We start from the raw sequence: 13452 nt of genomic DNA on the forward strand, positions 1-13452 counted from the left end.
GTTTTCACATTCATCTGCAAGCGAGTAGCACCATGCGAACCTATGATGCCGAGAAGTCGACGAACGAAGTTCGCCAAGGGAGCGGGCGGCTGATGAATTTCCGGGTGCTGATCTGGTCGGTGCTCGGCATCATCCTCGCCTTCGGCCTGATCTACCTGGTGTTCTATGCCATGGCCCCGCCGCCCAACACCACGACGGGCGTGTGAGCGAGGGTGGCTCGGCTGAGGCGGGTCAGCCGCGATGAGCTGACGATACGCCGACGCCGGCACGGCCGCACCTTCGGCTATGTCGATGAGAACGGCGAGCTGATCCGTGAGGAAGAGATTTCTGAACGGGCTCGTAGCCTCGGCATTCCGCCGGCCTGGACTGAGGTGCGGATTGCCACTGACCCGCGCGCCCATATCCAGGCCTGTGGCACCGATGCCGCGGGGCGGCTGCAATACATCTATCACCCGGATTGGGAAGCCCGCCGGCTTAGACACAAGCACGAACAACTCGGGTTGTTGACTGCTGCCTTGCCGCGCATCCGGCGACGGGTGCGTGACGATCTCGAGGCGGAAGCCGGCAGCAAGCAACTGGCGTTGGCGCTTGGCGTGGCGCTGATTGATCGGACCGCCATGCGGGTGGGGCGAGAACGCTACCTCGATGCGCATGGCACGCGCGGCGCCGGCACGCTCTATAGCCGCGACGTGGTTGTCGCGGGTGACGAGGTGCAGGTGAAGTTTCCGGCCAAGAGCGGCAAGAAGGCGAGCTACAGTTTTGTCGATCAACGGATCGCGACGGCGATCGACAAGGTGAAGTCGATCCCGGGGCGTAGGCTGCTGATGTATCGCGACGAGGACGGCAAGCCGAAGGCCCTGCGCACCGACGACCTCAACCGCTACCTGCGCGAGGTGGCCGGCGTGTCGGTGACCGCCAAGGACTTTCGTACTCTGCATGCCAGCGCCATGGCGGCAGAGGCACTGGCGAAGCTCGAGCCGGGGGAGTCGGTGACGGCGCGGAAGCGCCAGATGGCCGAGGTGACGAAGCAGGTCGCGGCGTTCCTGCAGAACACGCCGGCGATCAGCCGGGCAAGCTATGTGGCACCATGTCTCTACGCGCTGTTCGACAAGGGACGGCTGGCCGAGCTCTGGGCCGCGGGCGGCGACGGCACAAACGGCGTCCGGCAGCGCGAGGTGCGGCTGGCGGCAGTGCTGGAGGCCGCGGGGTAGGGGCACTTTATTCGGCGCGAGCGGCTCCCCTCCCCCTTGAGGGGAGGGGTGGGGGTGGGGGTCCATCGGTGATCACCGCACCACCCCCTCCCTCAATCCCTCCCCTCAAGGGGGAGGGAGGCGACGGTGGTCGAAGTCTTCTTCAGCGCTCTTGGCCAAGTGCCCCCTCACGCCACCCGAGGCAACGGCTCAGCGAAGCGAGCGTCGATGTCGTCGAGCGTCAGCGGCTGGGAGAACAGGTAGCCCTGGAAGGTGTTGCAGCCCATGCCGAGCAGCGCGCGGAACTGCTCCACGGTCTCGACGCCTTCGGCGGTGACCTCGATATCCAGCGCATGGGCCAGCGTCACCATGGCCTGGACGATGGCGTCGGAGGCGTTGGCGGTCGACAGCTGGGCAACGAAGGAGCGGTCGATCTTGATGCGGTCGACCGGGTAGCGCTTCAGGTAACTGAGCGAGGAATAGCCGGTGCCGAAATCGTCGAGCGCGATGCGGATGCCGGCGGCGCGGAAGCTGCGGATGGTGTTGGCGGCGGTCGACTCGTCGTCGAGCAGGATGCCTTCGGTGATCTCGATCTCGAGATCGGCCGGCCGCATGCCGGTTTCCTTGAGCAGCGCGAAGACGCGCTCGGCAAAAGTCGGGTTGCGCAACTGCGCCGGCGAGATGTTGACCGCGATGGTGCGGCCGGGCCAGCGCGCGCCGAACTCGGCGGCGCGGCGCAGCACGAACTCGCCCAGCTGCTCGATCAGCCCGGTGCTCTCGGCAATGGCGATGAAGCGCGAGGGCGGAATCACCCCGATCTGCGGGTGGGTCCAGCGCAGCAGGGCCTCGGCGCCGACGATCTCCTCGGCATCGCCGCAAAGCGGCTGGAACGCCACCCAGAGCTGGCCGGGGCTGCGCAGCGCCTCGCGCAGCTCGGCCTCGATGACGTGCCGGTTCTGCACCTGCTCGTCCATCGCCTCCTCGTAGAAGGCGGCGCGGTTGCGTCCGGCGGATTTGGCTTCGTAAAGCGCGATATCGGCCTTGCGGCTCAGCTCGTGACTGTCGCGCTGGCCCGAGGTGGCCACCACGATGCCGATGGAAACGCCAACGAAGGCGTCGCTGCCCTGTACCCTGAAGGGTTTGGCGATGGTGTCGACGATGCGCTGCGCCAGCGCGGCGACCTCGACCGTGCCGGCATAGCAGGTGTGGAGGATGGCGAATTCGTCGCCGCCAAGCCGGGCCAGCACATCGGTGGGGCCGAGCACGGCGCGCAACCGGTCGGCCACGGCGCGGATCAGCTCGTCGCCGGCATGGTGCCCCAGCGTATCGTTGACCTGCTTGAAACGGTCGAGGTCGAGCATCAGCAGGGCAGTCGGCGGATCGCGGAGCTTGATGGTCTCGAGCCGGCCGTTGAACTGGCGATCGAAGCTCAACCGGTTGGGCAGCCCGGTCAGCGTATCCTCGGTGGCCTGCCGTTCGGCATCGATACGCTTGTACTCGAGGGCCTTGAGTGCCCGCTGCAGGCGATAGATCAGCAGCGAGACCAGCAGCGAGACGAAGGTGAAGGCAAGAATCAGGGCCGGCGCGGTGCGCTGCAACAGTTCCTGGCCGGGCCGGAACGGCAGCCATTCGAAGAAGGCGACGATCCGACCGGCGCGATTGGTGACCGGGAAGGCCTCGATGTCAGCGGCGGCGGAGGTGACGGTGGTGAAGCGGCCCACCTCAGTCATGTAGCGGTCGATCATCCTGAGCTCGAAATCGATGTCGAGCCTGACGATGGTGACAAGGATCGCCTCGCGACCGGCCGGCTGCGTCAGGTTGCCGGAATCCGAGACCAGCGGCATGACGCTGGCGATGGCTGGCCGGCCGTCGACCAGCACATAGTCGGCGACATGCGGCGGGACATCGAGGTAGCCGGCGGCGGTGAGCTTCCTCAGGTCATCGACCAGCGGCAGCAGCGCGGCGCGCCGGCTGTCAAAGCTGGCGGTGCCGCGAGTCCGTCCATCGATCGCGGCATAGATCGGAGCATCATCGGGGGCGAGCACATAGCTCTCGTCGTGCCCGAAATACTCGAACATCCACTTGCCGATATTGCTCTCAAGCCAACTCTTGTCGTGGTCCCGCGCGGCCACCACCGCGTCGTCCCAGATCGCAACGCTCTCCTGCTCGCGGGGCGTGAAGGTGCGCTGCGCCTGAACGGCGTGGATGACGCGCTGTGCCTGGCGGCTGATCGCGTTGTCGTCGATCTGGCCCGCTGACCACAAGAGGAAGCCGCCCAGCAGTATCGCGGCAATGGCGAAAACCACGACGAACGCGGCCAGCACCAGCATCGAGAATGTGCGTCGGAACTTGGCGCGGCGAGTACTGAGCATCGGATCTTGCTGGACAGGGACTATGTCACTGTGCCCGGCAAGCTTTTCGAACTGGTTACCCGTATGGGGGGACGGCGAGATTTGATCGGATCAAGTCACTGCTGGCGTCGCTACTGTTCAGGCGTTGTCCTTGAACAGCACTTCGCGATCCTGCGTGAAGTTGGCGAGCAGCGGCAGCGAGGCGCCGCCCATGGCGCGCGCCGCATTGCCGATGCTGCCCGGCAGCAGCTTGAAAGGCGACAGGCCCTGCCGGTTGATCCGCGCCACTGCCGCATCGGTGCGCTCGATGATGCGGCTGCGTACATGGGTCGGGAAGGCGCCGTCGATCAGCACAGTCTCGACATCGATCACCGCGATGGCGGCGACGATCGAATAGGCGAGGCTTTCGGCCACCTCATCGATCCAGCGGTCGAGCACTTCGCCGAGGTCATCGCCCCAATCATCGGGCGATTGCCAGAGGATCTCCGGGTTGCGGCCGATGGCCAGCAGCTCGCGCTCCAGCACGTAGATCGAGGCGACGTTCATCAGCTGTGGGGTGCGCCCTGCCGGCACCATATGGCCCGGATCGGGTGACGGCATCGAGCCGAGTGCCGCCGCATTCTGGGTGCGGCCGGGAAACAGGTGGCCGTTCAGCACCAGGCCGCCGCCGATGAACGAGCCGATGAAGACGTAGAGATAGTCGATGTGATCCGCCCCGGTGCCGAACATCAGTTCGGCGGCGCAGGCGGCGGTGATGTCGTTGGCGAAATACACCGGCCAGGGGCAGATTTCCGCCATCATGGCCCGCACGTCGACCTGTCGCCAGGCATCGATTTCGGCCTTGGGGGCGCCGATCTCCTCGTGCCAGGTCCACATCTCGTAGGGCGCGGCAATGCCGAGGCCGGCGATCCGGGCCGTCAGGGCCGCCGGCATTCCGGCGAGCAACTCGTCGATGCCGCCGCGGGCGAATTCGCGGATGCCATCGGGGGTGGGGTAGGGGTAGGTCTTGTGCAGGAGCTTGAGGATCTGGCCGGTGAAGTTGATCAGGTAGAGATCGACGCTGCGCCGCCCGATCTTCAGCCCGAAGCTCAGTGCGCCCTCGGGGTTCAGCGAATAGGGCACCAGCGGCTGGCCCACCTTGCCGCGCAGCGGCTTGCCGCGCAGCAGCAGCCCGTCGGCCTCGAGCGCATTGGTGATGATCGAAATGGTCTGCGGCGACAGCCCGGTCATGCGGGCGATATCGGCCTTTGGCAGGTCGCCGTGGCGGCGGATCAGCGACAGCACCAGGCGTTCGTTATAAAGCCGGACGCCGGTCTGGTTGGTGCCGCGGCTGGCGGCTCCCGGCTTGCGGCTGGCTTCCCTGCTTGTCGGCCCGGTGACCACTACTCCCGACCTCGCGCCTGCATTTATTGACAACTCTTCCGTTCTCCGTCGTGCGGCACTGAAGCCACGCCGGAGGCAAAACGGCAATCGATTACATGGGGTTCTCACCCCCTCCCGAACGAAAGGATTATCCGTCGCGGACCGGCTGTCAATTAATAAATCAAGTGGATTAATTTATTGACAGGCCGCGAGGGTTGCGCTGAATATCGGCTCAGGTTCGGGGAGGAGTGCCTCGTGAATGGCGGCTCCGCGACCCTGATCCAACGGTCCTGAGGAGCGGCGAAACGCCGGCGGACCGGATCACAACTTGTGGGAGGACTACATGGGACTTAGCTATCTGAAGATGGCGCTCGCCGGCGCTGTCGTCGCCGGCGGCCTGATGAGTGGCGTCGTCTTGGCGCAGGAGATCACCGTCGGCCTGATCACCAAGACCGAAACCAACCCGTTCTTCGTGAAGATGCGCGAAGGCGCCGAAGCCAAGGCCAAGGAACTGGGCCTCAAGCTGATCACCGCCGCAGGCAAGTTCGACGGTGACAATGACGCCCAGGTCGCGGCGATCGAGAACCTGATCTCGGCCGGCGCCAAGGGCTTCGCGATCGTGCCGTCGGATAGTAAGGCGATCGTACCGACCATCCAGAAGGCCAAGGATGCCGGCCTGATGGTGATCGTGCTCGATACGCCGCTCGATCCGATGGATGCGGCGACCGCGACCTTCGCCACCGACAACCGGAAGGCAGGCGACCTGATCGGCAAATGGGCGGCCGGCACGCTGGGCGACAAGGCCAAGGATGCCTCGATCGTGCTGCTTGACCTCGCGACCAACCAGCCGACCGTCGACTATCTGCGCGACCAGGGCTTCATGGCCGGCTTCGGCATCGACGTGAAGGACCCCAACAAGTACGGCGACGAAGACGATCCGCGCATCTGCACGCACGAAATCAGCCAGGGCGACCAGGAAAAGGGCCGCACGGCGATGGAGAACGCACTGCAGAAGTGCCCGAACGTCAACGTGGTCTACACCATCAACGAGCCTGCCGCGGCGGGTGCCTGGGAAGCACTGAAGGCCGTGGGCAAGGATGATGGTTCGGTGCTGATCGTCTCGGTCGATGGCGGCTGCCCGGGCGTCGCCAACGTCAAGGCCGGCGTCATCGGCGCGACCAGCCAGCAGTATCCGCTGAAGATGGCGTCGATGGCGCTCGAGGCAATCGCCTCGGGTAAGCTCCCCGACATCGATCCCAAGATGGGCTTCCTCGATACCGGCGCGACGCTGGTCACCGACAAGCCGGTCGCGGGCGTCGACTCGATCGACACCACCAAGGGCGCAGAGCTCTGCTGGGGTTGATGTGACTGTTTGCGGCGCGGGCGTTGCTCGCGCCGCAAACGCGACAGGTGACGACAAAGTCCTAGGGGAGAGGGGACACGATGAGTGACGACGCCGCCGGCTCGACGGCCGCTGAAACTGGCCTCAAGGGCGCCGCCAGCGACGTGGCGAGCTTCGAGGAAGACCGCAAGGGGATCGTCCGGACCATTCAGGGCATCCTGCACGAGTACCCAACGCTCATCCCGCTGATCGTGCTCGTCGTCGGCACGGTGATCTTCACCGTCGCCGCGCCCGGCAAGTTCCTGTCGCCATTGAACCTGTCGGTGGTCTTGCAGCAGGTGACCATCGTCGCCATCCTCGGCATGGCGCAGACCCTGGTGATCCTGACCGCCGGCATCGACCTCAGCGTCGGGCTGATCATGATCCTCTGTTCGGTGGTGATGGGGCGCACAGCCGTCGCCTATGGCGTGCCGGTCTGGATCGCCTTTCCGCTCGGCCTTCTTGCCGGGCTTGCCTGCGGCTTTCTCAATGGCCTGCTGGTCACGGCACTACGGTTGCCGCCGTTCATCGTGACGCTCGGCACCTGGAGCATTTTCGGGGCGCTCAACACGTTTTATTCCAACAGCGAGACCATCCGCTCCCAGGACATGGAGGCGGCGGCGCCGTTCCTGCTCTGGCTGGGCAAGCTGTTCAAGCTCTACGATATTGGGCTGTTCTTCGGGCTCGACCTGCCATGGCTGCGCGGCTGGGTGGTCACCTATGGCTCGGTGCTGATGATCGTTCTCGCAATCGTGCTCAGCTACATCCTCGGGCGCACCGCCTTCGGCCGCCATGTCTACGCCACCGGCGACGACCCCGACGCGGCGCGGCTCTCCGGCATCAACACCAATCGGGTGCTGCTCGCGGTCTATGCGCTGGCCGGGCTGATCTGCGCCATCGCGGCCTGGGTACTGATCGGCCGCATCGGCGGGGTCAGCCCGCAGGCCGGGCAGACCGCCAACCTCGACTCGATCACCGCCGTGGTGATCGGTGGCACGAGCCTGTTCGGTGGACGCGGCTCGATCATCGGCACGCTGTTCGGCGCCCTGATCGTGGGCGTGTTCCGCAACGGCCTTGCGCTCTCGGGGCTCGCCTTGCTGTGGCAGGATTTCGCTGTCGGCGTCTTGATCATCGTCGCCGTCACCATCGACCAGTGGATCAGGAAGATTTCGGCATGAGCGAGCTGAGCAACATGAGCCTGCCGACCGGCGATGCCGGAGACATCGTGCTCGAGGGCAGGGGCCTCCACAAGCGCTATGGCCGGGTGGTGGCGCTCGACAACGCCGATTTCGATCTTCGCCGCAACGAGATCCTGGCGGTGATCGGCGATAACGGCGCCGGCAAATCGACGCTGATCAAGGCCTTGTGCGGCGCAGTGATCCCGGATGGCGGCGAGATCCTGCTCGACGGCCAGCCGGTGCATTTCAAATCGCCGATGGACGCCCGCAATGCCGGTATCGAGACGGTGTACCAGAACCTGGCGCTCAGCCCGGCGCTGTCGATCGCCGACAACATGTTCCTCGGCCGCGAACTGAGGAGGCCCGGCTGGACCGGATCGCTATTCCGCCGGCTCGACCGAACAAAGATGGCCAAGATCGCCCGCGAAAAGCTGAACGAGTTGGGCCTGCTCACCATCCAGAACATCCACCAGTCGGTCGAAACCCTGTCCGGCGGTCAGCGCCAGGGGGTGGCCGTGGCGCGTGCCGCCGCGTTCGGTTCGCGCGTGGTGATCATGGATGAGCCGACTGCGGCGCTGGGGGTCAAGGAGAGCCGGCGCGTGCTCGAATTGATGCTCGACGTCAAAAAGCGCGGCTTGCCGATCGTCCTCATCTCGCACAACATGCCGCATGTGTTCGAGGTCGCCGACCGCATCCACATCCACCGGCTCGGTAAGCGCATCGCGATCATCAACCCCAAGCAGTTTTCGATGTCGGATGCGGTGGCGATCATGACCGGGGCGATGAAGCCGCCGGTCGAAGGCGCCACCGGCCCGACGCATCACTATAAAGTCGGCGAGGAAGTCTCTCAGGTCCAATGACGAAAATGCGCGCACTCGTGCTCGAGAAGCAGCACGAACTGAAACTCCGTGACATCGAGCTGCCGACCGAGGTCGGCCCGGGCGAGGTGAAGATCAAGCTCCACACCGTGGGCGTCTGCGGCTCCGACGTGCACTACTACACCCATGGCCGCATCGGCCCCTTCGTGGTCAACGCACCGATGGTGCTGGGGCACGAAGCGGCGGGAACCATTGTCGAGGTCGGGGCGGGAGTCACCAACCTCAAGGTGGGCGATCGCGTCTGCATGGAGCCCGGCGTCCCGGATCCGAACTCCAAGGCCTCGCGGCTCGGGATGTACAATATCGATCCGGCGGTGACGTTCTGGGCGACGCCGCCGATCCACGGCGTGCTGACCCCGTTCGTGGTGCATCCGGCCAATTACACCTTCAAGCTGCCCGACAATGTGAGCTTCGCCGAAGGCGCCATGGTCGAGCCGTTCGCCGTCGGCATGCAGGCGGCGACCAAGGCGAAGATCACCCCGGGCGATACCGCCATCGTCATGGGCGCCGGCCCGATCGGCACCATGGTGGCGCTGGCGGCACTGGCCGGCGGCTGTTCGCGGGTGATCATCACCGACCTGGCGCAGCCCAAGCTCGATATTGCCGCACAGTACCAGGGCATCATCCCCGTCAACATCAAGGACAAAAACCTCCTCGACGAGGTGAACCGGCTCACCGAGAACTGGGGCGCCGATGTGGTGTTCGAGTGCTCGGGCAGCCCGCGCGCCTGGAAGGGCATCGTCGATGTGGTCCGCCCCGGCGGCTCCATCGTGGTGGTCGGCCTGCCGGTCGAGCCGGTCGATTTCGACATCGCCTCGCTGTCGGTGAAGGAGATCACCATCGCTTCGGTGTTCCGCTACGCCCACCAGTACGAGCGCGCCATCGCGCTGATGGCCTCGGGGCGGGTGGATCTCAAGCCGCTGATCTCCGGGACGTTCAGCTTCGAGGACTCGATCAAGGCGTTCGACCGGGCGGTCGAAGCGCGGCCTACGGATGTGAAGCTGCAGATCTTGATGGACGCTTAGGGCGCGGTGAGTGCCACAGCGTCCCCTCTCCCACGGGGGCGCTATTGCGCTCCCCAGGAGGGGAGAGGGTAGCGTCGCCAGGAGCTTAGCGACGCAGCAAAGCTAGGGTGAGGGGTTCAGCGTCTCAGCGAGCGCGCGTTGCACCAGCTCACCCCTCATCCGGCGCTTCGCGCCACCTTCTCCCCTGAGGGGAGAAGGGACTGCAGACATCTGGAAGGGTTGCCATGGACCTCGGTCTGAAATCCAAACTCGCCGTCATCACCGGCGGCAGCGTCGGCATCGGCCTTGCGGTGGCCGAGGGCTTTGCGGCCGAGGGGGCCAACGTGCTGATCACGGCGCGTGGTTCGGAACGGCTGCATGCCGAGGCGTCCCGGATCGGGGCGAAGTACCATGTCGAGGCGCATGGAGTGGCCGCCGACGTCGCCACCGCCGAGGGCTGCGCCAAGGTGGTCGCAGCGGCGGCCCAGCTCGGCGGCGCCGATATTCTCGTCAACAATGCCGGCACCGGCTCGAACGAGACCATCGCCGAAGCCGACGACGCCAAGTGGCAGTATTACTGGGATCTGCATGTGATGGCCGCGGTGCGCCTGGGCCGTGGGCTGGTGCCGCAGATGAAGGCGCGGGGCGGTGGCGCCATCCTCCACAATGCCTCGATCTGCGCGGTGCAACCCTTGTGGTACGAGCCGATCTACAACACCACCAAGGCGGCGCTGATGATGTTTTCCAAGACCCTCGCCAACGAGGTGGTCGGCGACAATATCCGCGTCAACACGGTGAACCCGGGGCTGGTGCGCACGCCGGACTGGGTGAAGACCGCCAAGCAACTGGCGGGCGAAGACGGTTTCGAAGCGCACCTCCAAAGCGTCGCCGACGAGGCCGGCGGTATGAAGCGCTTCGCCACCCCCGAGGAGATGGCGAACTTCTTCGTGTTCCTGTGTTCGGAAAAGGCGAGTTATTCGACCGGGTCGACGTATTTCGTCGATGGGGGCTGGTTGAAGACGGTGTAGGTGCCGTGCGACGCGCGCCCCTCCCTCCCCCTTGAGGGGAGGGATTGAGGGTGGGGGTGGTGCAGTCAGCACCGAGCGTCCCTCACCACCCCCACCCCCAACCCCTCCCCTCAAGGGGGAGGGGAGAACACGGCCTGTGCGGGCGGACAAGCCCATGCCCCCAAATAGTTTTCGCGGTGCCGGTCGATCACGCCCAGCGCGATGATCGCCGGCACCGCGAGTCCGACCGGGAGCGCAGGCAGCATCGCGCCCTCGGCCAGTCGGGATGCCGTGGGGCCTGAGCCCCGCGGCAAATTTCTTATTCCGCCGGCTGCGCCGCGGGAAGGCGGGCCTCGGTTCGGGCGATGCTGAAGCCGATCGGCACCACCAGGATCGCGACGATGATGAACAGGCCATAGAGCCAGTTGGCCGCGGCAATCGGCGTCGGGTTTGCCGCGGCGAGGCCGGCGAGGTTTACGATCAGGCCGCCGAGCGCCGCGCCGAGGCCGGAAGCGAACAGCTGGATAGTGCTCAGCGCCGCCGAGGTCACGTCGTGCTCGCCATCGGGCGCCGCCTGCATCACCCGCGGCGTCAGCTGCGTCCAGGCGGTGCCGATGCCGACGCCCATGATCAGCAGCGACAGCCCGATCGGGATGATGAAGCCGAGGCTCGAAGTCGGGTTCTGATGGCCGACGAACAGCGCCAGACCGATCGCCGCGATCAGCACCAGCACCGGGCCGCCGGCGATGATCATGCGGGCGCGGCCTTCGGTCCAGCCGGCGGTCAGCATCGAGCTCGAGCTCCAGCCAACGGCGACCAGCGCCACCATGTAGCCGGCGGTGAGCGGGCCGAGGCCGTGCAGGGTCTGCATGAACAGCGGGATGAAGATGTCGCTGGTGATTGCCATCTGCAGCAGCACCATGGTGCCGAACAGCGAAGCGAGGAGCGTCCCGTAGCGGAAGGTGCCGGTCGGGAACAGCTTCTGCGGTGCGCTCCGCTCGATCAGCCCGAACACCACCAGCGCCAGGATGGCGACAGCGGTCAGGCTGCCGGCGATGACGATATCATGCGACAGCGCACCGGCGGTGGAGAGCGCCAGCACGGCGACGATCATCAGCCCGATCTGCCGAAGCGGCAGGCTGGTCATCCCGGCCTCGCTGCTCTTGGCCGGCACCACCTTGACGGCGAGAAGGCCAACCAGGGCGGCGAACGGCACGAGGATGAAGAAGGCCCAGCGCCAGATGCCGAGCTCGGCGAAGATGCCGCCGATCGACGGGCCGACCAGCGTGGCGATGCCCCAGATGCCCGAGGCGAGCGCAAAGGCGCGGGCCCAGAGATGCTCGGGGAACACCAGCCGCACCATCATGAAGGTGAGCGCCGCGAGGAGACCGCCGCCAAAACCCTGCAGCGCGCGGCCGAGCAGCAGGATCGGCATCGAGGGCGCCAGCCCGCAGATCAGGCTGCCCAGCGCGAACATGGTGGCGGCGATCAGGTAGTTCTGCCGCGGGCCGAGCCCGAACGGCCGCACCGCGGCAAAGATCGAGGCGACGATCGAGGCGACGATGAACACCGTCGTCACCCAGGCGAACAGGTCGAGCCCGCCGATTTCGGCCACCACCGAGGGCATCAGCGTCGAGCCGATATAGACTTCGATGGCGTTCATGCCGACGCCGCCGGCGAACACCACCACCGGCAGGGCGTTGCCGCCGCTGAAAATCTCGCCCCAACCGTTCTTCGTCGCCGCCATCACGTCACCTGCCGAGTTCATCGCCCTGCGAGCCCTCTGGCCGCATCGGGACGCCACTGCTACAACCTCAACCTTACTTCAGGTAAAGAGGAAATCGCGATGTCGCGCGAACTTTCTGTGGGGCAGGTGGCCGAGCGCAGCGGTTTTGCCGTGTCGGCCCTGCATTTCTACGAAAAGAAGGGGCTGATCCGCAGCCACCGCACCTCCGGCAACCAGCGGCGCTACGATCGTGACGTGCTGCGCCGGCTGGCCATCGTCCGGATGGGCACGGAACTGGGCATCCCGCTCGCCGAAGTGGCCGAGGCCCTCGGGCACGTGCCGGTGGGCCACACCCCCTCGGCGGCAGATTGGCGTTTGATGTCAGAGCTCTGGCACGAAAAGCTCGACAGGAGAATCGTGCTGATGACGCGCATGCGCGACGAGCTCAACGGCTGCATCGGCTGCGGGTGCCTGTCGACGATCAGCTGCCCACTGATGAATTCCGGCGATCACCTGGCCGAGGAGGGCAGTGGCCCGCGCCGGCTGATGCGCGAGGGCAATGAAAGCTACAGGAGCTGACGGGAACCGCGGATGAGGCAAGCCGTTGAGGGGAAGCGTCAACAGGACCCCAACACATGGACCTCGTCACCAGCCTCGGCTACGAGCCGACTCACACGCCGCACCACATCATCCTCATCCGACTGCTGATCGCTTCCGTACTGGGCGGGCTGATCGGCTGGGAGCGCGGTTCGCAATCCGGCACGGCGGGACTGCGTACCCATATCCTTGTGGCGCTGGCCGCAGCGCTGTTCACCACCCTGGCGTTCGAAATCTACCAGGAGGCGGTGGAGGGCGGCAGCAGCAATTCCGACCCGATCCGCGCCATCGAAGCGGTGACCGCCGGCATCGCGTTTCTCGGTGCCGGCGCCATCTTCCAACAGCGCGGCAGCGTACAAGGGCTGACCACCGGGGCCGGGATGTGGCTGGCCGGGGCGGTCGGGGTCTGCGCGGCGCTTGGCTATTATCTCATCGCCATAGTGGTAGCGGTGTTCGCGGTGATCGTTCTCGCTGCGATGCGGGCTTTCTCACATCGGGTGGTCAGCGCTGGCAACGGCAAGCTGGGCGCGGGAACGGAGCCGGAAAAGGATCGTTGAATCCTTCCCCAACCAAGGAGGCCTAAATGCCTGCAACATCGAAAGCCCAGCAGAAGGCCGCCGGCGCGGCACTTTCGGCCAAGCGTGGCGACACCAGGGTCAAGGACCTCAAGGGCGCTTCCAAGTCGATGTACAAATCGATGAGCGAGAGCCAGCTAGAAGAGTTCGCCGAGACGAAGCGCAAGGGTCTGCCGGAGCACAAGGGCAAGACCAAGCATTAG

At 65.7% G+C, this 13452-nt stretch carries 13 protein-coding genes; 10 read left to right on the forward strand and 3 right to left on the reverse strand.

Translation table 11 applies throughout. The features are described from left to right. The first annotated feature begins 32 nt into the window (after window positions 1-32). Both AC1ROK_RS17435 and AC1ROK_RS17440 read left to right on the forward strand, forming a co-directional pair. Entirely contained in the window at window positions 33-206 is a 174-nt protein-coding gene (locus tag AC1ROK_RS17435) for a hypothetical protein (RefSeq protein WP_492849173.1), read from the forward strand. Between the two features lie 6 nt (window positions 207-212). Then, window positions 213-1211, forward strand: a complete 999-nt coding sequence (locus tag AC1ROK_RS17440; RefSeq protein WP_492849175.1) for a DNA topoisomerase IB — start codon at window positions 213-215, stop codon at window positions 1209-1211. Window positions 1212-1378: 167 nt separating this feature from the next. Here the strand turns inward: AC1ROK_RS17440 and AC1ROK_RS17445 are convergent, their stop codons facing one another. Both AC1ROK_RS17445 and AC1ROK_RS17450 read right to left on the reverse strand, forming a co-directional pair. Then, on the reverse strand, window positions 1379-3562 hold the full coding sequence (locus tag AC1ROK_RS17445; RefSeq protein WP_492849177.1) for a putative bifunctional diguanylate cyclase/phosphodiesterase: 2184 nt from the start codon (window positions 3560-3562) through the stop codon (window positions 1379-1381). A 117-nt stretch (window positions 3563-3679) separates the two neighbouring features. Then, a complete protein-coding gene (locus tag AC1ROK_RS17450) occupies window positions 3680-4924 on the reverse strand; it encodes an ROK family protein (protein WP_492849179.1) in 1245 nt (414 codons plus the stop codon). Between the two features lie 322 nt (window positions 4925-5246). Between AC1ROK_RS17450 and AC1ROK_RS17455 the strand changes: the two genes are divergently transcribed. The 5 genes from AC1ROK_RS17455 (at window position 5247) to AC1ROK_RS17475 (ending at window position 10372) form a co-directional block, all read left to right on the forward strand. Then, window positions 5247-6266 (forward strand): substrate-binding domain-containing protein, encoded by a 1020-nt coding sequence (locus tag AC1ROK_RS17455; protein ID WP_492849181.1) that lies wholly within the window; start codon window positions 5247-5249, stop codon window positions 6264-6266. A gap of 80 nt (window positions 6267-6346) precedes the next feature. After that, window positions 6347-7462 carry an ABC transporter permease gene (locus tag AC1ROK_RS17460; RefSeq protein ID WP_492849183.1) on the forward strand — a complete coding sequence of 372 codons (1116 nt, stop codon included), beginning with the start codon at window positions 6347-6349 and terminating at the stop codon, window positions 7460-7462. Beyond that, window positions 7459-8322 (forward strand): ATP-binding cassette domain-containing protein, encoded by an 864-nt coding sequence (locus AC1ROK_RS17465; protein ID WP_492849185.1) that lies wholly within the window; start codon window positions 7459-7461, stop codon window positions 8320-8322. Before AC1ROK_RS17460 ends, AC1ROK_RS17465 begins: the two co-directional genes overlap by 4 nt. Further along, window positions 8319-9365 (forward strand): NAD(P)-dependent alcohol dehydrogenase, encoded by a 1047-nt coding sequence (locus tag AC1ROK_RS17470; RefSeq protein ID WP_492849187.1) that lies wholly within the window; start codon window positions 8319-8321, stop codon window positions 9363-9365. Before AC1ROK_RS17465 ends, AC1ROK_RS17470 begins: the two co-directional genes overlap by 4 nt. A 224-nt stretch (window positions 9366-9589) precedes the next feature. Further along, the gene (locus AC1ROK_RS17475) at window positions 9590-10372 is read left to right on the forward strand and encodes an SDR family NAD(P)-dependent oxidoreductase (protein ID WP_492849189.1); all 783 of its coding nucleotides are present in this window, start codon (window positions 9590-9592) and stop codon (window positions 10370-10372) included. Window positions 10373-10670: 298 nt separating this feature from the next. Here AC1ROK_RS17475 and AC1ROK_RS17480 read toward each other — a convergent pair whose 3' ends face one another. Next, window positions 10671-12119, reverse strand: coding sequence for an MFS transporter (locus tag AC1ROK_RS17480; RefSeq protein ID WP_492849191.1), 1449 nt, complete (start codon window positions 12117-12119; stop codon window positions 10671-10673). A gap of 72 nt (window positions 12120-12191) precedes the next feature. On the opposite strand from AC1ROK_RS17480, the gene soxR reads away from it, so the two are divergent. From soxR to AC1ROK_RS17495, 3 genes are read left to right on the forward strand one after another with little or no spacing between them, the layout of a single operon-like run. Then, window positions 12192-12656, forward strand: coding sequence for a redox-sensitive transcriptional activator SoxR (gene soxR, locus AC1ROK_RS17485; protein ID WP_492849262.1), 465 nt, complete (start codon window positions 12192-12194; stop codon window positions 12654-12656). A 56-nt stretch (window positions 12657-12712) separates the two neighbouring features. Next, window positions 12713-13231 (forward strand): MgtC/SapB family protein, encoded by a 519-nt coding sequence (locus tag AC1ROK_RS17490; protein WP_492849193.1) that lies wholly within the window; start codon window positions 12713-12715, stop codon window positions 13229-13231. 26 nt (window positions 13232-13257) lie between these two features. Continuing rightward, the gene (locus AC1ROK_RS17495; protein ID WP_492849195.1) at window positions 13258-13452 is read left to right on the forward strand and encodes a DUF3008 family protein; all 195 of its coding nucleotides are present in this window, start codon (window positions 13258-13260) and stop codon (window positions 13450-13452) included.

The organism is Devosia sp. GW821-FHT12F11 (genome assembly GCF_058806655.1).